Below are 19,353 nucleotides of genomic sequence, written 5' to 3' on the forward strand. Positions count from 1 at the left end.
AAATGAAACTGAGCAATGTTATCGCGGGTGGCTTGCTGCTGGCCTGCGCAGGTCCTGCTGCCGCAACGGTGTGCTACAACTCCAGCGGCACCGTCACCGATGTCTCTTATGACCTGTCGGACAAATTTAACAGCAGCAATAACAACGTTGGGCAAGTCGTTACCCTGGCGGAAAAAACGCAGTGGGTCGGGGTAAATGCCAAATGCCCGGCCGGCACGATCGGGAACACGACGATGCGAAGCTACAAGACGGAGCTGCCGGTTCAGGAAGTGGTGGGCAGTTATCAGTACCTGAAGATTAATGATTATCTTAACGGGGCGATGCAGATCACCGACAGCTATGCTGGTACGTTCTACCCGCCGCGCAATTATATTCAAATGGGGAGCCACCCGAACGTCTCTAAGCAGCAGCCTTTTGGCGTACAGGATTCGAAGCTGGTGTTTCGCCTTAAAGTCACCCGCCGTTTTATTAACATGGTGCCGATTCCACGCCAGACGATGTTCCGGGTCTACGTAACGACCACCTCTGCGGACCCGTTAGATACGGTCGTTTACACCATCAGCTACAGCGGCAAAGTTGAAGTCCCGCAGACCTGCGAAATCAACGCCGGGCAGGTGGTGGAGTTTGATTTTGGCAGCATCGGGGCATCGTTATTCAGCCAGGCCGGAGCCGGTAACCGCCCGCAAAGCGTGACGCCGCAAAGTAAAACGGTCGGCATCAAATGCACTAATATCGATGCCCAGGCTTACCTCACGCTGCGCCTTGAGGCTGAGAAAAGCAGCGGCAATATGATGATATCCGATAACAGCGATCTGGGCTTTATCGTGGCGAACGCCAGCGGTACGCCGCTGACGCCAAACAACCTTGGCAGCAAGATTAATTTCCAGCTTGATGATGCCGCTGCGGCCCGGGTGGGAATTCGCGCCTGGCCGGTCAGCGTGACGGGCGTTAAGCCGAAGGAAGGGCCGTTCACGGCTCGTGGCTATCTGCGCGTTGATTTCGACTAAGGGGACCTGATGAACAAGTTTATCCTGAGCGCGCTGGCGCTGGTCCCGATACTCTGCGTGCCCTCAGTGAAAGCGGCTTCGCCGCTGGGGGAAATCAACGTTGAGCTGCATGGAACAATCGTGGATTACACCTGTGTCGTGGAGACGGGCGGGGACAATAAGACGGTGAAGCTTGGCTCGTGGCCGACCAAACAGCTGCGCACCGCCGGGAGCACAACTCAGGCAATGCCGTTTAACCTGAAGCTAACCGGCTGCCCGCCGAGCGGTACCGCCTCTATCACCTTTAATGGCAAGAGTACCGGCACGGGACTGCTGGCGCTAAACGCTGCCAGTACGGCGAAAAATGTGGCCATTGAGCTACTGAATGAGGATAAGTCCCGATTGTTGTTGAATGATGCCAGTAAAACGATGCCGGTTGATGCCAACGGCGATGTGACGCTCAAGTTTTGGGCAAACTATATTGCCACGGCGGACAACGCGGATGCCGGGCTGGCCAATGCGGATGCGACGTTTCTGATTAACTACAATTAAAGCATCGTTAATGGTTCCAGAAAATAACCGGGAGGAGTCTTCCCGGTATTTCCGCTTCCGGTGCGTAATGGTCCTTTATAGCAGTTCATGCACCTTGGCATAGTCAATCAGCTCGACAATGGAAGTGAGTCCGAGTTTAGAGAATATATTAGCTTTATGTGCGCTAATGGTCTTGTTACTCAGTAATAGCTGTTCGGCAATCTCTTTATTCGACAGACCGTTTGCCAAATAACGCAAGACTGTGATTTCGCGGTTGGATAACGGCATATCGTCCATCGTTCCCCGGCGTGATTTATGGCTGCTGATAAAATGCAGCGTTTCCGAAGGGAAAAAGGAGTAGCCAGAAAGCAACATTTCAACCGCGTTAAATATATCTTCCTGTTCCTTACGTTTGCTCACAAATCCGTTGGCGCCGGCCTGAATAGCGCGCCCTGCGTAAAACGACTCTGATTTTGACGACAGGAAAAGGATTTTGGTTTTTTCCTGTAATCCTTTGATTCTTTTAAGTAATGTAAAGCCATCTGTGTTGGGGAGTTCAACGTCAAGAATCACCAGATCGACTGGATTCGCGCGCATATAGTCGATAACTTCCCGACCATCATCTGTTTTTAAAACAACATTAATATCTTTATTTTTCTGGAGGAGAACTTCTATCGACATTCTGACAATAGGATGCTCGTCCATAATGATTACGGATGCCGGTTTCATTTTTTTTTGCCTCGATTGTTTGATAAAAACATCGCTTTGACACAGCGTCAATGGCAGCGAAAGTGATAAACAGTGAGTTGGCGGTTGCCGGTCTTTATGCGGGAACCTCCTTGTTTTTTTTAACTCTCTTCCTTTTTAAATTCGTTATTGTCGGCGGGAGAATGACTGCCTAAATAACTTCACATGTAATCCTTATAGATGCCATGGCAAATATAAATATGTGATGAGGTGATTATACAGCGCAGTTTTTGTGGGAAAAGTCTGATGTTCCTGGAATAAGTCTAAGTCAATACGAAATGCTGTGTAGTTAATTGACCTTTTTCTAAATTGAATTAACGAACCTAATTTTTTAGTTAAGGTGGGTTAAAAGACTTTTTATTGGAGAAAAAATGACATTTAGTTCTGAATGTTGTTATTTTGTTTTGGATCAAAAAGTGCTGAATGGCGTCATAGCGGAATAATTGCTTCCAGGAATAGTTGTAATTGTTAATTTTTTGTTTGTTTTTAACTCAATTTGAACATTGAAATTAAGTAAATTCTTAAAATATCTTATGCCTCAGTAGGTTAGTTCGATAGCCAATGTGCGCTATTTGCAACAGAAATTTCATGTAGAAGGTGCAGCAATTTACTGCGGTTATCGAGCGCCAGTCGGGTCAGCAAAACGTTGAAGCGATAAACGACGTAATGATAGGGTTTCTCAAGTAAAAGGGCGATTGATTTCAATGACTCTCCGCGGCTCAGCGCCAGTAAAATCGCCCACTCTCTGAGGGAAAAAACCTGCGTGTCGTAACTCGCCGCCAAATCTGGGGCGCCGGGGCTTAAAGCCTGTTTCAGTTTGTCCGGGGGCAGACGACGCTGGACAATCTTGCAGCCAACGGCTTGCTGAATAAATCGTGTTATTTCGGGCTTTCGCTGCGCGCTAAGCAGCATGATTTGGTGTTGCGGCGTGGTGATAATTTGTTGGCGAATGGCCTTCAAAACGTCAAGTGTGGGGATCTCCAGGCTGTCGAGGTCGACGATCAGTCGCGGTACGGGAGAGTGCACCTGATGCGCGATAACGTCATCCAGCGAAGAGAGCACGGGAATGTTAAGGCGATGGAAAAGCGTGCCGGTGATTGCGCTGCTGAGGAAATTGTCGGCAGAAACGAGGATGGCGTCGGGCTTCTTTGGTTTTTGCCCCCCAATCAATTGCTGTTGAATATATTCGAGTCGATCAAAAAAAAGTGGCGCGGTGGAGTTGGCGGGGTTTAGAAGATAATCAGTCCTGGTACGACGGTGTTTATTTCGCCTCATAGCTGCGCACATAAGCCTGCTCACAATGACAAGGTATCAGAGAGCAGCCAGCGTTTATGCGGCCATAAATAGCCTTGCCCGAAGCTGGCACCTGACTGGAGAGCGAGCTCGAGATGATGTGTGTCTTCGATACCTTCAATGATAATGTGAGGTGAAATGTCCGCGCACCGTGCGACCAGGCGTTGAAGTGCCCTGGGATTTTTACCGAGCGTCCAGAATGCTTGCTTATCAATTTTTACTCCGCCGACATCAATGGCGTAGCGGTGGAAGCTTTCAATACAGCCCTCGGTAAGGTCATCCAGCCATACCGATATCCTTTGTTGCTGTAACAGCTTAATTCGCTCCCGCAGGCAAAGCTGATGCCGCCTGGAGCACGTATCAAAAAGTGGAGCATCCTGTATCTCAATTGTTATCCATGATTCACAAACATCAAGCAGCCGGGCGAATAGCCGCTCGTCAATCAGCGCCATAATGGGAAGGTTAAGGAAGAAGCTACCGGATGCCTGTCGGGACTTCAGCAGGTTGGCCTGACGGCAAAAAAGCGCCACGCTGTCGGCTGCCGACAGGTTTGCAAAAAAAACCTCGGAATCGCGTGATGGCGCGGCGAGCTGGCTGAGTACTTCGTGGCTAATAACGTGTCCGCTAAATAAATTAACAATCGGTTCCAGACGGAAACCGGAAATATGCTGGTCAACAGATAATAAATTGTTATCTCTAGAAATATTTATCATTATTTTGTCGCTAATTGTGACAGCTATAACTGAATTGCTGAGCAATCAATGCCCTGAGAGGAAGAGGTGGTGTGCTTTCAGCAAATTTGGAGATTTTTCTGAGCGTATTCTCTCAGCGCCTCGAATGAGTGAATACCGGGGATGGCTTATTCCAGGTTGCGAAAATTCGCAACCCTGAAGAGTGAGGGGCGCGTTTTTTTTATAATTAAGAGTAATTCCCTGGCATAATAAGAAAATACTTAATTAAATAATTCAATCCAGCAAGAACGGCAGGTTGAGTTTGATATAATTCATGAGTTTATATTGGCTCTTGATATTAAGTTTTTTCATAATCGACAGTCGTTTATCCCGCGCAGTATTTTCATCAATATGCATAATAAAAGCCGCGTCAATCAGCGAGTAACCACAGGCCATTAGCTTCAGTAATTCACGCTCCTGCATGTTGAAATGCCGCGTTGTGCAGTAGTGGCAAATAGACGTAGGCACGGGCAGGGTGTTTTTTTTGCGCCGTTCTGGATCTATCCAGGGGGCCAGTTTGAGCCTGACATCTTCGACCTCATCCTCACGGTAGATAGACGGCAGCATATACAGGCAGGGACGAAACATCAGGTTCTCCTGATCCTGCTTTTTGCAGATGAGGATCACCCGCTGATGGCGCGTCGTCTGCGGTATTTTGTAGCAGTTGGCGGTTGACCAGTTGTCGTCTAGCGCGAAAAAAACCAGATCGGCGACGTCCTGGTGCGCCAACGGTAGGAAATGATAAGTCTCGCTAAACTGACGGCAGAGCTGCTGGATAATAATTTTAATGCCATTGGCAAAATGGCTATTTCTTTCACAGATAGCAACGGTAAGCATGCCTTCCTCCGGGCTGGTTGACTATTAAAAAAATGATAGTGAAAAAAACTCGGATTATGAATGTGTTACGACTTAACCCCGCAGGTGTGGAGGATGAATTATTGCCAGGCCATTTCCTGGGAGTAGCAGAAAAAACGGCAAAAAAACGCTTTGGGTAAAGTTTTCTGCTGTTACGCCGATGATTAAGACTTGTCTTACAGGGAATGAGAAGCAATGTTAAACCGTATCAAAATCGTTACAAGCTTACTGGTCGTCCTGGGGCTGTTTGGCATTTTGCAGATAGCTTCCGGCGGATTGTTCTTCAATGCGCTGAAGCAGGACAAAGAAAATTTCACCGTTCTACAAACCATTCGTCAGCAGCAGTCAACGCTGAACGGCAGCTGGGTCGCGCTGTTGCAGACCCGTAACACCCTGAACCGCGCCGGTATTCGCTACATGATGGATGCCAATAAAATTGGCAGCGGTGCAACCGTTGAAGAACTGATGGCGATTGCCAGCACTTCGCTGAAACAGGCTGAGGTTGAGTGGGCGGCTTATGAAGCTTTACCGCGCGATCCACGCCAAAGCGACGCGGCCGCACAAGAAATTAAGCGCAACTACGATATTTATCACGGTGCGCTGGCAGAGCTGATTCAACTGCTTGGCGCGGGGAAAATTAATGAATTCTTCGATCAGCCAACCCAGGGGTATCAGGATGGCTTTGAGAAGCAATACGTTAACTATCTGCAGCAAAACGACCACCTTTATCAGGAAGCGGTCGACAGCAGCAACAGCTCCTACAGCATGGCGATTTGGATCCTGATTGGTGTCCTGATTGTGGTGCTGGTGGTGATCCTTGTGGTCTGGCAGGGGATCCGCACCACGCTTATCTCTCCGCTGAATCGCCTGATCGAAAGCATTCGCCACATCGCCAGCGGCGATCTGGTGCGCAAAATCGACGTGGAAGGCACCAACGAAATGGGGCAGCTGGCCGAGAATCTGCGCCATATGCAAAACGAGCTGGTGATTACCGTGGGTGAGGTTCGCAACGGCGCGAACGCCATTTATAGCGGCGCCAGCGAGATTTCCATCGGCAATAACGATCTCTCTTCTCGTACCGAACAACAGGCGGCTTCGCTTGAGGAAACGGCCGCGAGCATGGAGCAGCTGACTGCCACGGTTAAACAGAATGCTGAAAACGCCCGTCAGGCTAGCCAGCTGGCGCTAAGCGCCTCTGAAACCGCGCAGCGCGGCGGTAAAGTCGTAGACAATGTGGTGCATACCATGAGCGAAATTGCCGGCAGTTCGCAGAAAATTGCTGACATTATTAGCGTCATTGACGGCATCGCCTTCCAGACCAACATCCTGGCTCTTAACGCCGCCGTTGAAGCTGCCCGTGCGGGTGAGCAGGGACGTGGTTTTGCCGTGGTAGCCGGGGAAGTGCGTAATCTGGCGCAGCGTAGCGCGCAGGCCGCGAAAGAGATCAAAACCCTGATTGAGGATTCGGTTAGCAAGGTGGATACCGGCTCAACGCTGGTTGAAAGCGCCGGGGAAACCATGGGGGAAATCGTTAATGCGGTGACCCGCGTGACCGATATCATGGGCGAGATTGCCTCTGCTTCTGACGAGCAAAGCCGCGGGATCGATCAGGTTGGATTAGCGGTTGCAGAAATGGACCGTGTGACCCAGCAGAACGCCGCGCTGGTGGAAGAGTCTGCCGCCGCCGCCGCTGCGCTGGAAGAACAGGCCAGCAGGCTCACGCAGTCCGTTTCCGTATTCCGTATCGCTCAGGAACGCCAGGCCAAAGCCCAGGCCGCTGCGCCGAAGGCTGTCGCGACGACGACTGCCCCGCGTAAAGCCGTGGCTGCTACGTCTGACGATAACTGGGAAACCTTCTGATTCGAGCTGTATAGGAACAACAAGGCGGGTAGCTCAATGCTGTCCGCCTTTTTTATATCCTCGCTACCATTTCCAGCGCGTCGCTGTCCTGAAGCCAGTCGCGCGAATTGATCCTCAGCATTTCCATAAAGGTCGTCCCTGCGGTGGACAGCCGCCCTATACTGGGGCAAACGATGTTCACGCTGGTTGCCGGCAGCACTTCTTTAAGCGTCAGTGGCCGAAGGTTTTTTTCATAGCCAGGAAAGCGAAGCCTGACCGAAGTCCACATGCTAACAATGGGCGCCTGTTCCATCATGCGCGCCATAATCCACGGCGAGGAGCAGTGCACAATCGTCGGCGGTAGCGGCAGGTTATAGCGGCGGAAGACCTGGCCCAGAATAGAGTGCTCTCCCGGCTCATCCCAGTCCAGCCAGGGAAATTGCATCAGGCTTTTCAGCGTGGTGGTGTGGGTGACGGGATGATGCTCGCCGGCAATAATGGTGTTGCTGAGGGCGTAGAGCGTTTCCTGGTAAAACGTGCCGATGGGCGTTCCGCTGGCACTGGTCATCACCGCCATATCCAGCCGCTGATTAGCGAGCGCATCCAGAATCTGGAGCGGCCTGCCTTCCATGGCGATTAACTTCACGCCGGGAAAGCGGCTCTGGTACTGGCTCATTGTGGTGCTAAAGGGACCGTAAGAGGCGGCGGAGGTAAATCCAATGCGCAGCTGACGCATGGCTTTTCCGAGCAGATTATCGATTTCATCCCGCGCCTGATGTAACGAGCGATCGATATCCCTGGCATGGCGCAACAGCACTTGCCCGTACTCATTTAGCGTCACGCCCCGTGATGAGCGTTGCAAAATTGGCATGCCGATTTCCGTCTCCAGCTCCTGAATGGTTTTGGAAATAGCGGGTTGAGTGAGATGCAGCGCCCGGGCAGCCTTGCCTATGCTGCCCTGTGCGGCAACTTCTAGTAATACATCTAATTGATTTATTTTGATTTTCATTTGTCACTCCGCCATCGGCTTTCGCCATAGTGCAAAAAATGCACTTTCAGGATACGAAGAATATAACCAAAGCCATAACTAATTTTTATGTTTGCGATGTTCTTTTTTTATGCAGATAGTCGAATCACCCTCAGAAGTCACAGCCCGACATGCAAAAAATAATGAGAAGGAAGTGAGCATGAAATCATCTGCAAGTATTGCCTCAGCGGCTAGCGGGTTGATCGCCGCGATGCCGCCTCAAAGCCGTCCTCTGGAAGAGCGAACCAGCGCTAAGTCTCTGGTGGCGGTAACATTGGGTAACGGATTAGAAATCTATGATTTTGCGGTTTATAGCTTCTTTTCAGTGATCATTGGCCACCTTTTTTTTCCCTCCAGTAATGACTATGTTTCGCTGCTGCTGGCGGTAGCGACCTTTGGCGTCGGTTTTGTGATGCGCCCATTGGGCAGCCTGGTGCTGGGTAACTATGCGGATAAGCATGGCCGCCGTTCCGGGATGACGTTGATCCTCGGACTGATGGCCCTTGGCGTGATGCTGGTGGCGTTTGCGCCGACTTACAGCCAGGTCGGAATACTGGGGCCCATCGTGTTGATTGCTGGCCGCCTGCTGCAAGGTTTTTCCGCCGGGGGCGAAATCGGCGCGGCAACCAGCTGGCTGATGGAGGCCGGAGATAAATCCCGGCGCGGGCAGCGCGTGAGCTGGCAGATGACCAGCCAGGGCGGCGCGGCACTTTTTGGGGCGGCAATGGGAGCAGGATTGAGCCACTACCTCAGCGAAGAGGCCCTGTACGATTGGGGCTGGCGCGTGCCCTTTATTCTGGGTCTGGCGATCATGCCCATTGGGATGTACATCCGGCGCCATTTGCCGGAAACGCATCATACTGAAGCGACTCCCCAAAAGGAGAACTCGGCCAAAATCCTCTGGCGGGAGCATCGTCGGGCTCTGCTGTTGGGCATTTTGCTGATAATGAAAGGCACGACAACGTTCTACATCATCATTTATTACATGCCTGCATACATGGTGAACACGCTGCACATGCCGGCGGCGACCTCCTATTGGATAAGCCTGACGGCGGCGCTGATGACGCTCCTGATCCCTTTTTTCGCAGGAAAGTTGGCGGACAGGCTGCCCAGACGTAAGCCGATCATGACGTTCTGCTTTGCCGTTTCACTCTTGTTGGTTTGGCCAATCTTCGCGTCGATTTTGAACGGTATGCCGCTGTGGATCACTATTGCGTTAATCGCTGTCGATCAGGTGCTGGCGAATGTGTGCACGGTGGTGCTGTTCCTGCTGCTGCTCGAAGCATTTCCGAAAACGGTTCGGGCCTCGGGCATCAGCATTGTGTATGCCGTTGGCGTCACCCTATTTGGCGGCTTTGCGCAATTTAACGTGACCTGGTTGCTTAAAGCGACGGGTCAGCCGATGACGCCGGCCTGGTATCTGATTTTTTGCTCTTTCGTTTCGCTGGCGGCGCTGCTTGTCTGGCGGGAACGGAAAACGCAACCTGACGCTTAATACAAGGAGCTACCTATGTTGATTAAAGAGATTCTGGATCGTGAAGAAGAGATGATCGCCCTTCGGCGTGATTTCCACCAAAACCCGGAACTGGGGTTTGAAGAGTTCCGCACCAGCGATCGTATTGCTGAACTGCTGACCGGCTGGGGTTATGAAGTACATCGCGGGTTAGGCGGCACCGGGGTGGTTGGGACACTAAAAGTGGGAAGCGGCAGTAAAAGATTGGGGATCCGCGCCGATATGGACGCGCTGCCGATGCAAGAGCAAACCGGGCTGCCCTGGGCAAGCCAGGTGGAAGGTAAGATGCATGCCTGCGGGCATGACGGCCACTGCGCCATTCTGCTTTCTGCGGCTCGCTACCTGGCGGAGAAGAAGCCTTTTAACGGGACGCTGCATCTGATCTTTCAGCCCTCGGAAGAAAAGATCGGCGGTGCTAAGCGGATGATCGACGACGGTCTGTTCAGGCTGTTCCCGTGCGACGCGGTGTTTGGGCTGCATAATTTCCCCCTGATCCCCGCCGGTCAGTGGGTGACGAAGCCGGGGGCGCTAATGGCCTCTTCTGACAGCCTGACCATCACGCTGGAAGGTAAAGGTGGGCATGGCTCGATGCCGGAGCACTGTATCGATCCTACGATTGCCGGAGCCTCTATTGTGATGGCGCTGCAAACTATTGTCTCTCGCAATATCGACCCGCAGGATGCGGCGGTGGTGACCGTGGGCAGCCTGCAGAGCGGCACAACACACAACATTATTCCGCACACAGCCGTGCTGAAGCTGAACATGCGTGCCTTTAAAAAAGAGGTTCGTGAGGCGCTCAAACAACGGGTTGAAACCCTCGTCCACGCTCAGGCGGAAAGTTTTGGCCTGAAGGCCTGTATAGAGGTGGATTTTGGCTATCCGGTGACGATAAATAACGAAGCACAGACGGCATTCGCGCTTCAGGTTGCCCGGGATACGTTCGGCGCGGATAACGTCGCGGATCCTCAGCACGTGAAGAGCATGATGGGCAGCGAGGATTTCTCTTTTATGCTGGAAGAGGTGCCGGGGTGTTATCTCTGGCTGGGTACGGCGACGGGGAAAGACGACTATTCAGTGCATCATCCTCTGTATCAGTTTAACGATGCCTGTATTTCGGTGGGGGCTACATATTGGGTTCGGTTGAGTGAGGCATTTTTACGCTGAGAATTTCCCCCTGACGCTTTCCTTTGCGGGAGCGTCAGGGGGCGGAGCGTTACTCGGCGTCTTTCGGGGCTTCGCGGTTTTCCAGTTCGGTCAGTCGCTGCTCCAGCAGAGCCAGTTTTTCGCGGGTGCGCAGCAGGACCTGAGTTTGCACGTCAAACTCCTCGCGGCTCACAAGGTCAAGGCGGGTTAACTGAGACTGCAGGATCTGGCGTACTTTCTTCTCCACATCATCCCCGAACTCACGAATCCCTTTCGGCATTGACTCATGGACCTGGCGGGCGATTTGTTCAATTTTTTTCGGGTCAATCATAGCGGCTTCCATTATCTGGCGAGTAATAGGGCTAATTGTAATGCCTGATTGCCAGGGGATAAACTGGAAATGTTGCCTGTGTAATCGTTGCCCACAAAAATGATTAGCGCTATAGTGAACCTGCTTATTCTCAGGGCGGGGCGAAACTCCCCACCGGCGGTAAATCAGCGAACGCTGAAAGCCCGCGAGCGCTTCAGGCTTTGCCTGAAGGTCAGCAGATCCGGTGTAATTCCGGGGCCGACGGTTAAAGTCCGGATGGGAGAGAGTAACGATCACGTCAGGCCCTGGCCTGCCCGCGTTATTTTTTTAGCTCCTAAGACTGCCCTGATTCTGGTAACCATAATATTAATGAGGTTTTTATTACCATGAATCAGACGCTACTTTCTGCATTTGGCACCCCGACTGAGCGCGTTGAGCGTGCTCTTGATGCGCTTCGCGAAGGCCGTGGCGCCATGGTTCTCGACGATGAAAATCGTGAGAACGAAGGCGATATGATCTTCCCGGCTGAAACCATGACCGTGGAGCAAATGGCGCTGACCATTCGCCACGGGAGCGGCATTGTTTGCCTGTGCCTGACCGACGAACGCCGTACACAGCTCGATCTGCCTATGATGGTCGAAAACAACACCAGCGCTTTCGGCACCGGGTTTACCGTGACCATCGAAGCCGCTCACGGCGTGACAACCGGCGTTTCCGCAGCCGACCGTCTGACCACCGTTCGTGCAGCTATTGCCGACGGCGCTAAGCCGAGCGACCTGCACCGCCCTGGTCACGTTTTCCCGCTGCGTGCGCAGCCGGGCGGCGTGTTAACTCGCGGCGGCCACACCGAAGCCACTATCGACCTCGTTTCCCTGGCCGGTTTCAAACCTGCGGGTGTGCTGTGTGAACTGACCAACGACGACGGCACCATGGCGCGTGCGCCGGAGTGCATCGAGTTTGCACGCAAACATAATATGGCGGTTGTGACCATCGAAGATTTGGTGGAATATCGCCAGGCGCAAGCGCGTAAAGCCAGCTAAAAAAGTAAAGCCCGGTCAGCACGATCGGGCTTTTGTTCTTCACGCCCGCCTCGCTGTTTTCGTCTTTTCAGACCTGTTCAAAATTTCTGATGATCATCATCATGCTTATCTGAGTTCTTCCCACAAAAATTGGGCGTAATCTGTGTGTATTGAATCTTAGCCATTTAAGGACACCATCATGACAAGCCCACGTATGCCCGCGCTGTTCCTTGGCCACGGTAGCCCGATGAACGTGCTGGAAGATAACCGCTATACCCGCGCCTGGGCTCAGCTCGGCGAAACGCTGCCGCGGCCAAAAGCGATTGTGGTGGTGTCGGCCCACTGGTTCACCCGTGGAACGGGCGTGACCGCGATGGAAGCACCGAAGACGATTCACGACTTTGGTGGTTTTCCTCAGGCGCTGTATGACACGCATTACCCGGCACCTGGCTCGCCTGAGCTGGCGCAGCAGCTGGTTGAATTATTGGCACCAACGCCGGTGGCGTTAGATAAAGAGGCATGGGGCTTTGACCACGGCTCGTGGGGAGTGCTGATCAAGATGTACCCTAACGCGGATATCCCGATGGTGCAGCTGAGCATTGACAGCACGAAGCCGGCAGCCTGGCATCTGGAGACTGGCCGCAAACTGGCCACGCTACGTGACCAGGGCATTATGCTGGTGGCGAGCGGTAACGTGGTGCATAACCTGAGAACTGCGCGCTGGCACGGTGAAAATACACCTTACCCCTGGGCTGAGTCGTTTAACGACTATGTTAAAGCCAACCTGACCTGGAAGGGGCTTGCGGAGGAGCATCCGCTGGTGAACTATCTAAGTCATGAAGGCGGTTCACTGTCTAACCCGACGGCGGAGCATTTCCTGCCGCTGCTTTATGTCCTGGGCGCGTGGGACGGCAAAGAGCCGGTGACGATTCCGGTCGACGGCATAGAGATGGGATCGCTGAGTATGCTGTCGGTTGTGGTAGGATAAACAGAAAAGCGCCCAATGGGCGCTTTTTTAATGCTCTATTCCACAAAGATATGTGGATAGAAACGGGAAAGATCCTGCGTAATAAGCTCGCGATCCTCACGAATCCCGATCCCTGCAGGCTGATCGTTAATAAGCCAGCTGCCAATCAGCGTATAGCTGTCGCCGAATTTTGGTAGCGGATAGAACTGCTGGACGATCATGCCTTCTTCGCCGTACGGCCCGTCAACGCGCGCGATCTCCTGGCCATTCTCGATGATCTTCACGTTGGCGCCTTCGCGGGAGAAGATTGGCTTCACGACGTATTTTTCCATCGGCGGGAAGTTGTCCTCGGCGAAATAAGCCGGCAGCAGGTTAGGGTGGCCCGGGAACATCTCCCACAGCATCGGCAGCAGGGCTTTGTTGGAGATAATGCTTTTCCAGGCTGGCTCCAGCCAGCGCACGCCGGCATCTTCCAGCTTGGTGGAGAACATCTCGCGGAGCATGAATTCCCAAGGGTAGAGCTTGAACAGGTTACTGATAACCTGATCCTGCAGATCGGTAAACTGACCTTTTTCGCCGAGGCCAATTTCCTCGATAAACAGGAACTCACTGGCGACGTCAGATTCGGCGGCGCAGTCCTGCAGATACTGCACGGTGCCGCGATCTTCTACCGTGTCCTGACAGCAGGCAAAGTGCAGTAGATTGAAACCATGCTGCTGCTTGAGTTCGGCGAAACGTTCGATCAGCTTTTCCTGCAGGCTGTTGAACTGGTCTGCGCCTTCGGGCAGATTGCCCGCAGCCACCTGATCTTCAAGCCAGATCCACTGGAAGAAAGCCGCTTCATACAGCGACGTTGGCGTATCGGCATTGTTTTCCAGCAGCTTGGGTTCACCCACGCCATCCCACGCCAGATCCAGGCGGGAATAAAGGGAGGGCTGCTGGCTGCGCCATGACTGGCGAACAAATTCCCAGGTGTGTTTCGGAATGCGGAAACGGGCCATTAGCTCGTCGCTGGCCACCACTTTTTCCACAACCTGCAGACACATTTGATGCAGCTCGGCGGTGACCTCTTCCAGGCGTTCAACCTGAGCCAGCGTGAGCTTGTAATAGGCGTCTTCACACCAGTACGGCTCCCCGTACATGGTGTGAAAATTGAAGCCGTATTCCGTGGCTTTTTCGCGCCAGTCCGGGCGTTCAACGAGAGAAACTCTTTCCATGATTTATCAGCCGCCCATCGAACGGCTGCTGCCGGAGGTGGCGCTGCTGCGCTGCATGGTGGATTGCTTGGCCACTGACTCACCAAAGCCGCCACGAGTCACCGTTGAGGTGGTCGCAGGTTTTGGTGCCATCGCGCTTTTCGGAACGGTTGTCGTCCGGCCAGGGGTGGCCGCGCCGTAGCTTTTACCGCTGGCATCGGCGTACTTGCCGTAAGCCGGGCTGGCCGGGTTTTTTGAGGTAAACAGCGGCTGCTGCGCAAAGCCCGCGCCGCCGCCCATCAGACGGCCCATCATGTAGCCCGCCATCAGCGGCATCCAGAAGCTGCCGCTTTGCTGCGGTTGAGCCTGAGCCTGGCTTTCGCCGGCAAGGCTTGCCTGAGCAGGGGCTGGCTGGCACTGGCCTTCGCCAAACTCGGCCACGCAGGCTTCACGGGAAGCGTACTTCGGTGCCGTGCGCTCGGCTTCTTTCAGAGCGTTATTATAGGCGGTGGTACATTCCGCGCTTTTGCTCGGGTTTGCCTGCGAGCAGTCGTCCGCGTTTTGGTACATTGAGACGGTTTCGTCGCTTTGTTCACAGCCGGCCAGCATAAAGACGGCGGTGACCGCCAACGCCACCGGCGTTAAATGGCGTGCGTTCCAGCTTTTGCGGAACGATGAATGATTTATATTTTTTGTCCGTTTCATTTAATCAGTCCTGAGCCCAGTAGGTTTGGTGCTAAGGATAGGGGATGAGCGGTTGAAATTGAAGCGATGTTGGCCTGTTGGCAGGAGATCTTTACGTTGCCTTACGTTCAAACGCGAGACAGAAAAAAAGGGGCGTAAAAATACGCCCCTTTCGTTGGCATTCCGGCGATTAATTAGCGAATGGGTTCGCTTTTTTCCCGCTGGTGGCCGCAGCCGGAGTGGCATGAGTTGCCTTAGTGGAAGCCGTCGCTGGCGCGGTGTTGTAACCGTCAGCGCGGGCATCCTGCTCTGGGTTTTCCGGCGCAACGCTGTCCGCAGAGGTTGAAACCGGTTTGCCCAGCGTATTGTTCAGCGCAATCAGATCTTGCTCGTTCAACGTACCCAACGCTGATTTAATATTCAGCTGGTTAATCAGGTAGTTATAACGAGCGCTGGAGAGTTGCTGTTTGGCGTTATACAGCGTGGTGGTCGCATCCAGCACGTCAACGATAGTACGGGTACCCACCGAGTAACCGGCTTCCATCGCATCAAGGGAGCTTTGCGCAGACACCACGGCCTGTTTATAAGCGTTGATGGTGCTGATAGAGGCATTCACGTTGTTGAAGGAGGAACGCACGGTCTGTACCACGCTGCGGTGCGCGCTTTCCAGCTGCTCGCTGGCACCCACAAAGTTGTACTGAGCCTGTTTAACCTGAGAGTTAACCTGGCCACCCTGGTACAGCGGCAGGGAGAAGCTCAGGCCAACCTGGTTCTGCCCTTTATAGCTGTTGTCATACTGAGAATTGCCGGAAGTTTTAGAACCATTGTAGCTGCTGTTAGTGACGCCGCTGGATGCGTTCAGGCTCAGCGTCGGCAGATGACCATCTTCAGCCAGGCGAATTTGTTCGCGCGCCAGATCCTGGCTCAGACGAGCCTGAAGCAGGCTAAGGTTGCGTTTTTCAGCATCTTTTAGCAGGTTGTTGACCGCATCTGGCTTGGTGGTTTTGAAACCGTCTACGTTCAGAGAAGCCAGGCTCAGATAGTCGTTCCCGGTGACCTGACGCAGTGATTCCACCGCGTTGTCCAGGTTATTACGGGCGGTGACTTCGTTCGCCAGCACGGTGTCGTACTGCGCGCGGGCGTTCTGCACGTCAGTGATGGCGACCAGGCCTACGTTAAAGCGCTGAGTCGTTTGATCCAACTGGCGGTAAATGGCCTGTTTCTGCGCTTCAGTATAGGAAAGCGCGTCAATGGCGCTCAGCACGTTGAAATAGGCTGTGGCCGTGTTCAGGATCAGAGACTGCTGATCGGTCTGGAAGCTGACGTCCTGAATCCCTGCGGTTTTTTCCTGCAGGCTCAGTGCGCGCCATTTCGACATATCAAAAATGGTTTGCGTCAGCTGTAACGTTGCGCTGGTCGTGTTGGAGTTAATACCGTTAGAGTCGCGGAAACCGTTACCGTAGGTGTAATCTGCACCCAGGCCCAGCTGTGGCAGTAATGGGCTGCGTGCTTCATTAATTTTTTCGAATGCGGCGTCACGGTCAGCAGCGGATTTACGCAGGTCCGGGTTGCTGGTGCGCGCCTGTTGATAAACCTGCAGCAGGTTTTCTGCCTGGCTCATGGCGCTGAAACCCGTTAGGCTCAGACCGATAAGAATGGGGAGCAGTTTCTTCATTTGCATTCCTTGTTGTGAAGCAGAATTATTTTGTTTAACGCCGACAGGAGTCAAAGATGATCGCCGATTCTACAGATTCCGTCAGCCGGGCAGGTTGGCGTAAAGTGCCATCTACCTTAATTTTCACCAATCTACCACATCAAAATTGAAAGGGCAGTTACGCAGGGTTGAAATCGCCCGGCCAGCGCCCATTTGTCATCAGGACATCATCTATGAACAAGTCAGAAAAGCTAGCGGCTACTTTCGCCAAAAAGGATGTAGAAATTATTGCACGGGAAACGCTTTATCGTGGCTTTTTTTCACTCGATCTTTATCGTTTTCGTCATCGTTTATTCAACGGCGAAATGAGTGGCGAAGTCAGGCGCGAAATTTTTGAACGCGGTCACGCTGCGGTACTGCTACCCTATGACCCTGTGCGTGATGAAGTCGTGCTGATAGAGCAGATTCGTATCGCCGCCTGGGACACCAGCGAAACCCCATGGCTGTTAGAAATGATCGCCGGCATGATTGAAGAGGGCGAAAGCGTAGAAGATGTTGCGCGTCGTGAAGCCGTAGAAGAAGCTGGCCTTGCTGTGGGCCGAACCAAACCGGTTCTGAGCTATTTAGCCAGCCCCGGCGGCACCAGCGAAAGGTTGTCTATTTTAGTCGGCGAAGTGGATGCCACTCAGGCCAAAGGTATTCATGGCCTGGTGGAAGAAAACGAAGATATTCGTGTTCATGTGGTGAGCCGGGAGCAGGCTTACCAGTGTGTCGAAGAGGGGAGCATCGACAACGCGGCAACGGTCATCGCTTTGCAATGGCTGCAGCTGCATTATGAGCAACTAAGAAAAGAGTGGAATCACTGATTATGAAGCGCTATACCCCTGACTTCCCCGAAATGATGCGTTTGTGCGAAACCAACTTCGCGCAGCTGCGCCGCCTGCTGCCGAAAAATGATGCGGCGGGCGAAACGGTAACCTATCAGGTTAATAGCGCCAGATATCGATTAACTATTTCAGAATCAACACGTTATACCACCCTGGTGGAAATAGAACAAACGCACCCCTCGGTGAGTTACTGGAGCCTGCCGTCAATGTCGGTCAGGCTGTATCACGACGCGATGGTCGCGGAAGTGTGTTCAAGCCAGCAGATCTTTCGCTTCAAAGCGCGATATGATTATCCGAATAAAAAGTTGCATCAACGCGACGAAAAGCATCAAATTAACCAGTTTCTTGCTGATTGGCTGCGCTACTGTTTAGCGCATGGAGCAATGGCCGTGCCTGTGTATACCTAGTTTTTTTAGGGTTGAGGACGGTTAACGGCACAACGCCCTGAATAAATGGATGATATTGATACCCTGAATGAATCGAGCTGCCGCCTGGATATCAGCAGCTTAAGTGTGGTGGGTAGTGAGTGCGTGAAACCTAAGGACACCATTTGGAAAGCCTGTTAACCCTTCCTGTGGCCGATGGAGGCCGAATCAGGATATTGCAAATAACCGATACCCATTTGTTCGCTGGAAAGAACGAAACGCTGCTCGGGATTAATACCTGGAAGAGCTATCAGGCGGTCTTGACCGCTATTCTGGCCGAACAGCGTGCCTGCGACTTACTGGTGGCAACCGGGGATTTGGCCCAGGATCACAGCGTGGAGGCTTATCAGCATTTTGCTGAAGGAGTCTCCAGCATTTCTGCGCCTTGCGTTTGGCTGCCGGGTAACCACGATTTTCAGCCTGCAATGTTTAACGCTCTGCAGGAAGCGGGTATTTCTCCGGCCAAGCGCGTTTATATCGGCGATCGCTGGCAAATCTTGCTGCTGGACAGCCAGGTCTTTGGCGTTCCCCACGGTGAACTGAGCGACTATCAGCTGGAATGGCTTGAGCGTCAGCTGGCTGCGGCTCCAGAGCGCCACACCCTACTTTTGCTGCATCATCATCCTCTTCCTGCGGGTTGTAGCTGGCTGGATCAGCACAGCCTGCGCAATGCTGCCGCACTGGATGCCGTGCTTAAGCCCTGGCCGCAGGTGAAAACGCTGCTTTGTGGGCACATTCATCAGGAACTGGATCTCGACTGGAACGGTCGCAGAATGCTGGCCACGCCTTCGACATGCGTCCAGTTCAAACCTCACTGCGCCAATTTCACGCTCGACACCATTGAGCCGGGGTGGCGCTGGCTCGATCTTTATCCTGACGGCAGCCTGACGACGGAAGTTTGCCGTCTGCAAAGCGGTAAATTCAGCCCTGATACGGCTTCTGAGGGTTATTAATGCCTGCGTTACTGTATCTGCACGGGTTTAATAGCTCTCCGGCCTCCGCAAAAGCGACCCGTTTTAAGGCGTGGTTGGCTCAGCATCATCCTGAAATTGAGATGATTGTGCCTCAGTTACCGCCTTATCCGGCAGAGGCTTCCGAGCTGCTAGAGTCGCTGGTGCTCAAACGTGGAGGAGAGCCACTGGGCATTGTGGGGTCTTCCCTCGGCGGTTATTACGCGACCTGGCTTTCGCAGTGCTTTACGCTGCCTGCGGTGGTGGTTAACCCGGCGGTTCGCCCTTTTGAGCTGCTTGTGGGTTACCTTGGTAAAAACGAGAACCCCTACACCGGGCAGCAATATGTGCTAGAGTCACGCCATATTTACGATCTGAAAGTCATGCAGATTGACCCGTTGGAAGCGCCAGACCTGATTTGGCTGCTGCAACAAACGGGCGATGAGGTGCTTGATTACCGCCAGGCCGTAGCCTACTACGCGCTCTGCCGCCAGACGGTGAAACCCGGTGGCAATCATGCCTTCACGGGCTTCGAAGATTATTTCACACAGATTGTCGACTTCCTCGGCTTGCGCTGAGGCCTGACGGCCGATTTC

At 53.0% G+C, this 19,353-nt stretch carries 20 protein-coding genes and 1 riboswitch; of the genes, 11 read left to right on the top strand and 9 right to left on the bottom strand.

What is annotated here, in order from left to right:
* Window positions 1–2: 2 nt before the first annotated feature.
* Both fimH and sfmF read left to right on the top strand, forming a co-directional pair.
* Window positions 3–1,007, top strand: a complete 1,005-nt coding sequence (gene fimH, locus AAIE03_RS22480; RefSeq protein ID WP_166995169.1) for a type 1 fimbria D-mannose specific adhesin FimH — start codon at window positions 3–5, stop codon at window positions 1,005–1,007.
* A 9-nt stretch (window positions 1,008–1,016) separates the two neighbouring features.
* Entirely contained in the window at window positions 1,017–1,538 is a 522-nt protein-coding gene (gene sfmF, locus AAIE03_RS22485) for a fimbria assembly protein (RefSeq protein WP_008460892.1), read from the top strand.
* Window positions 1,539–1,613: 75 nt separating this feature from the next.
* Here sfmF and fimZ read toward each other — a convergent pair whose 3' ends face one another.
* The 4 genes from fimZ to fimW form a co-directional block, all read right to left on the bottom strand.
* Complete coding sequence (gene fimZ, locus AAIE03_RS22490; protein WP_008460895.1) at window positions 1,614–2,246, bottom strand: fimbria biosynthesis transcriptional regulator FimZ; 633 nt, start codon at window positions 2,244–2,246, stop codon at window positions 1,614–1,616.
* A 564-nt stretch (window positions 2,247–2,810) separates the two neighbouring features.
* Window positions 2,811–3,539 carry a DNA-binding response regulator gene (locus AAIE03_RS22495; protein WP_498563237.1) on the bottom strand — a complete coding sequence of 243 codons (729 nt, stop codon included), beginning with the start codon at window positions 3,537–3,539 and terminating at the stop codon, window positions 2,811–2,813.
* Between the two features lie 20 nt (window positions 3,540–3,559).
* Window positions 3,560–4,315, bottom strand: coding sequence for an EAL domain-containing protein (locus AAIE03_RS22500; protein WP_498563238.1), 756 nt, complete (start codon window positions 4,313–4,315; stop codon window positions 3,560–3,562).
* A 207-nt stretch (window positions 4,316–4,522) separates the two neighbouring features.
* A complete protein-coding gene (gene fimW / locus AAIE03_RS22505) occupies window positions 4,523–5,125 on the bottom strand; it encodes a fimbria biosynthesis transcriptional regulator FimW (RefSeq protein WP_008460898.1) in 603 nt (200 codons plus the stop codon).
* Window positions 5,126–5,338: 213 nt separating this feature from the next.
* Between fimW and tsr the strand changes: the two genes are divergently transcribed.
* Window positions 5,339–7,003 (top strand): methyl-accepting chemotaxis protein, encoded by a 1,665-nt coding sequence (gene tsr, locus AAIE03_RS22510; RefSeq protein ID WP_336708658.1) that lies wholly within the window; start codon window positions 5,339–5,341, stop codon window positions 7,001–7,003.
* Window positions 7,004–7,055: 52 nt separating this feature from the next.
* Here the strand turns inward: tsr and AAIE03_RS22515 are convergent, their stop codons facing one another.
* Window positions 7,056–7,991 (bottom strand): LysR family transcriptional regulator, encoded by a 936-nt coding sequence (locus tag AAIE03_RS22515; protein ID WP_336708659.1) that lies wholly within the window; start codon window positions 7,989–7,991, stop codon window positions 7,056–7,058.
* Window positions 7,992–8,169: 178 nt separating this feature from the next.
* Here AAIE03_RS22515 and AAIE03_RS22520 point away from each other — a divergent pair, with 178 nt between their 5' ends.
* Window positions 8,170–9,504, top strand: coding sequence for an MFS transporter (locus tag AAIE03_RS22520; RefSeq protein ID WP_166995176.1), 1,335 nt, complete (start codon window positions 8,170–8,172; stop codon window positions 9,502–9,504).
* 15 nt (window positions 9,505–9,519) lie between these two features.
* Window positions 9,520–10,686: an amidohydrolase gene (locus AAIE03_RS22525; protein ID WP_166995178.1), complete on the top strand. Its 1,167-nt coding sequence runs from the start codon at window positions 9,520–9,522 to the stop codon at window positions 10,684–10,686.
* A 49-nt stretch (window positions 10,687–10,735) separates the two neighbouring features.
* On the opposite strand, the gene ubiK is transcribed toward AAIE03_RS22525, so the two are convergent.
* Window positions 10,736–10,996, bottom strand: a complete 261-nt coding sequence (ubiK, locus tag AAIE03_RS22530) for a ubiquinone biosynthesis accessory factor UbiK (protein WP_008460905.1) — start codon at window positions 10,994–10,996, stop codon at window positions 10,736–10,738.
* A 122-nt stretch (window positions 10,997–11,118) separates the two neighbouring features.
* Window positions 11,119–11,267: riboswitch (FMN riboswitch) on the top strand.
* A gap of 94 nt (window positions 11,268–11,361) precedes the next feature.
* On the opposite strand from ubiK, the gene ribB reads away from it, so the two are divergent.
* Both ribB and ygiD read left to right on the top strand, forming a co-directional pair.
* Window positions 11,362–12,015: a 3,4-dihydroxy-2-butanone-4-phosphate synthase gene (ribB, locus tag AAIE03_RS22535; RefSeq protein ID WP_336708661.1), complete on the top strand. Its 654-nt coding sequence runs from the start codon at window positions 11,362–11,364 to the stop codon at window positions 12,013–12,015.
* Window positions 12,016–12,193: 178 nt separating this feature from the next.
* On the top strand, window positions 12,194–12,982 hold the full coding sequence (gene ygiD / locus AAIE03_RS22540; protein WP_336708663.1) for a 4,5-DOPA-extradiol-dioxygenase: 789 nt from the start codon (window positions 12,194–12,196) through the stop codon (window positions 12,980–12,982).
* A gap of 35 nt (window positions 12,983–13,017) precedes the next feature.
* Here the strand turns inward: ygiD and AAIE03_RS22545 are convergent, their stop codons facing one another.
* The 3 genes from AAIE03_RS22545 to tolC all read right to left on the bottom strand — a co-directional run bounded on the left by AAIE03_RS22545 (window position 13,018) and on the right by tolC (window position 16,516).
* On the bottom strand, window positions 13,018–14,178 hold the full coding sequence (locus AAIE03_RS22545; RefSeq protein ID WP_008460911.1) for a glutathionylspermidine synthase family protein: 1,161 nt from the start codon (window positions 14,176–14,178) through the stop codon (window positions 13,018–13,020).
* Window positions 14,179–14,184: 6 nt separating this feature from the next.
* The gene (locus tag AAIE03_RS22550) at window positions 14,185–14,862 is read right to left on the bottom strand and encodes a DUF1190 family protein (RefSeq protein ID WP_008460913.1); all 678 of its coding nucleotides are present in this window, start codon (window positions 14,860–14,862) and stop codon (window positions 14,185–14,187) included.
* A gap of 169 nt (window positions 14,863–15,031) precedes the next feature.
* Window positions 15,032–16,516, bottom strand: a complete 1,485-nt coding sequence (gene tolC, locus AAIE03_RS22555) for an outer membrane channel protein TolC (RefSeq protein ID WP_442892295.1) — start codon at window positions 16,514–16,516, stop codon at window positions 15,032–15,034.
* Window positions 16,517–16,728: 212 nt separating this feature from the next.
* Here tolC and nudF point away from each other — a divergent pair, with 212 nt between their 5' ends.
* From nudF to yqiA, 4 genes are all read left to right on the top strand, one after another.
* Window positions 16,729–17,361 carry an ADP-ribose diphosphatase gene (gene nudF, locus AAIE03_RS22560; protein WP_166995184.1) on the top strand — a complete coding sequence of 211 codons (633 nt, stop codon included), beginning with the start codon at window positions 16,729–16,731 and terminating at the stop codon, window positions 17,359–17,361.
* A 2-nt stretch (window positions 17,362–17,363) separates the two neighbouring features.
* Window positions 17,364–17,789: a DUF1249 family protein gene (locus AAIE03_RS22565; protein ID WP_008460921.1), complete on the top strand. Its 426-nt coding sequence runs from the start codon at window positions 17,364–17,366 to the stop codon at window positions 17,787–17,789.
* 143 nt (window positions 17,790–17,932) lie between these two features.
* Window positions 17,933–18,760: a 3',5'-cyclic-AMP phosphodiesterase gene (gene cpdA / locus AAIE03_RS22570; protein WP_336708667.1), complete on the top strand. Its 828-nt coding sequence runs from the start codon at window positions 17,933–17,935 to the stop codon at window positions 18,758–18,760.
* Window positions 18,760–19,335, top strand: coding sequence for an esterase YqiA (yqiA, locus tag AAIE03_RS22575; protein ID WP_008460923.1), 576 nt, complete (start codon window positions 18,760–18,762; stop codon window positions 19,333–19,335). The genes cpdA and yqiA overlap by 1 nt, the downstream gene beginning before the upstream one ends.
* Window positions 19,336–19,353: the final 18 nt, after the last annotated feature.

The sequence above is a fragment of the Pantoea sp. Ae19-2 genome (genome assembly GCF_059801205.1).

What these genes read in the sequence shown, in the direction of transcription:
- fimH (WP_166995169.1), top strand. Translation starts at nt 3, where the DNA reads ATGAAACTGAGCAATGTTATCGCGGGTGGCTTGCTGCTGGCCTGCGCA.
- sfmF (WP_008460892.1), top strand. Translation starts at nt 1,017, where the DNA reads ATGAACAAGTTTATCCTGAGCGCGCTGGCGCTGGTCCCGATACTCTGC.
- fimZ (WP_008460895.1), bottom strand. Translation starts at nt 2,246, where the DNA reads ATGAAACCGGCATCCGTAATCATTATGGACGAGCATCCTATTGTCAGA.
- AAIE03_RS22495 (WP_498563237.1), bottom strand. Translation starts at nt 3,539, where the DNA reads ATGAGGCGAAATAAACACCGTCGTACCAGGACTGATTATCTTCTAAAC.
- fimW (WP_008460898.1), bottom strand. Translation starts at nt 5,125, where the DNA reads ATGCTTACCGTTGCTATCTGTGAAAGAAATAGCCATTTTGCCAATGGC.
- tsr (WP_336708658.1), top strand. Translation starts at nt 5,339, where the DNA reads ATGTTAAACCGTATCAAAATCGTTACAAGCTTACTGGTCGTCCTGGGG.
- AAIE03_RS22515 (WP_336708659.1), bottom strand. Translation starts at nt 7,991, where the DNA reads ATGAAAATCAAAATAAATCAATTAGATGTATTACTAGAAGTTGCCGCA.
- AAIE03_RS22520 (WP_166995176.1), top strand. Translation starts at nt 8,170, where the DNA reads ATGAAATCATCTGCAAGTATTGCCTCAGCGGCTAGCGGGTTGATCGCC.
- AAIE03_RS22525 (WP_166995178.1), top strand. Translation starts at nt 9,520, where the DNA reads ATGTTGATTAAAGAGATTCTGGATCGTGAAGAAGAGATGATCGCCCTT.
- ubiK (WP_008460905.1), bottom strand. Translation starts at nt 10,996, where the DNA reads ATGATTGACCCGAAAAAAATTGAACAAATCGCCCGCCAGGTCCATGAG.
- ribB (WP_336708661.1), top strand. Translation starts at nt 11,362, where the DNA reads ATGAATCAGACGCTACTTTCTGCATTTGGCACCCCGACTGAGCGCGTT.
- ygiD (WP_336708663.1), top strand. Translation starts at nt 12,194, where the DNA reads ATGACAAGCCCACGTATGCCCGCGCTGTTCCTTGGCCACGGTAGCCCG.
- AAIE03_RS22545 (WP_008460911.1), bottom strand. Translation starts at nt 14,178, where the DNA reads ATGGAAAGAGTTTCTCTCGTTGAACGCCCGGACTGGCGCGAAAAAGCC.
- AAIE03_RS22550 (WP_008460913.1), bottom strand. Translation starts at nt 14,862, where the DNA reads ATGAAACGGACAAAAAATATAAATCATTCATCGTTCCGCAAAAGCTGG.
- tolC (WP_442892295.1), bottom strand. Translation starts at nt 16,516, where the DNA reads ATGAAGAAACTGCTCCCCATTCTTATCGGTCTGAGCCTAACGGGTTTC.
- nudF (WP_166995184.1), top strand. Translation starts at nt 16,729, where the DNA reads ATGAACAAGTCAGAAAAGCTAGCGGCTACTTTCGCCAAAAAGGATGTA.
- AAIE03_RS22565 (WP_008460921.1), top strand. Translation starts at nt 17,364, where the DNA reads ATGAAGCGCTATACCCCTGACTTCCCCGAAATGATGCGTTTGTGCGAA.
- yqiA (WP_008460923.1), top strand. Translation starts at nt 18,760, where the DNA reads ATGCCTGCGTTACTGTATCTGCACGGGTTTAATAGCTCTCCGGCCTCC.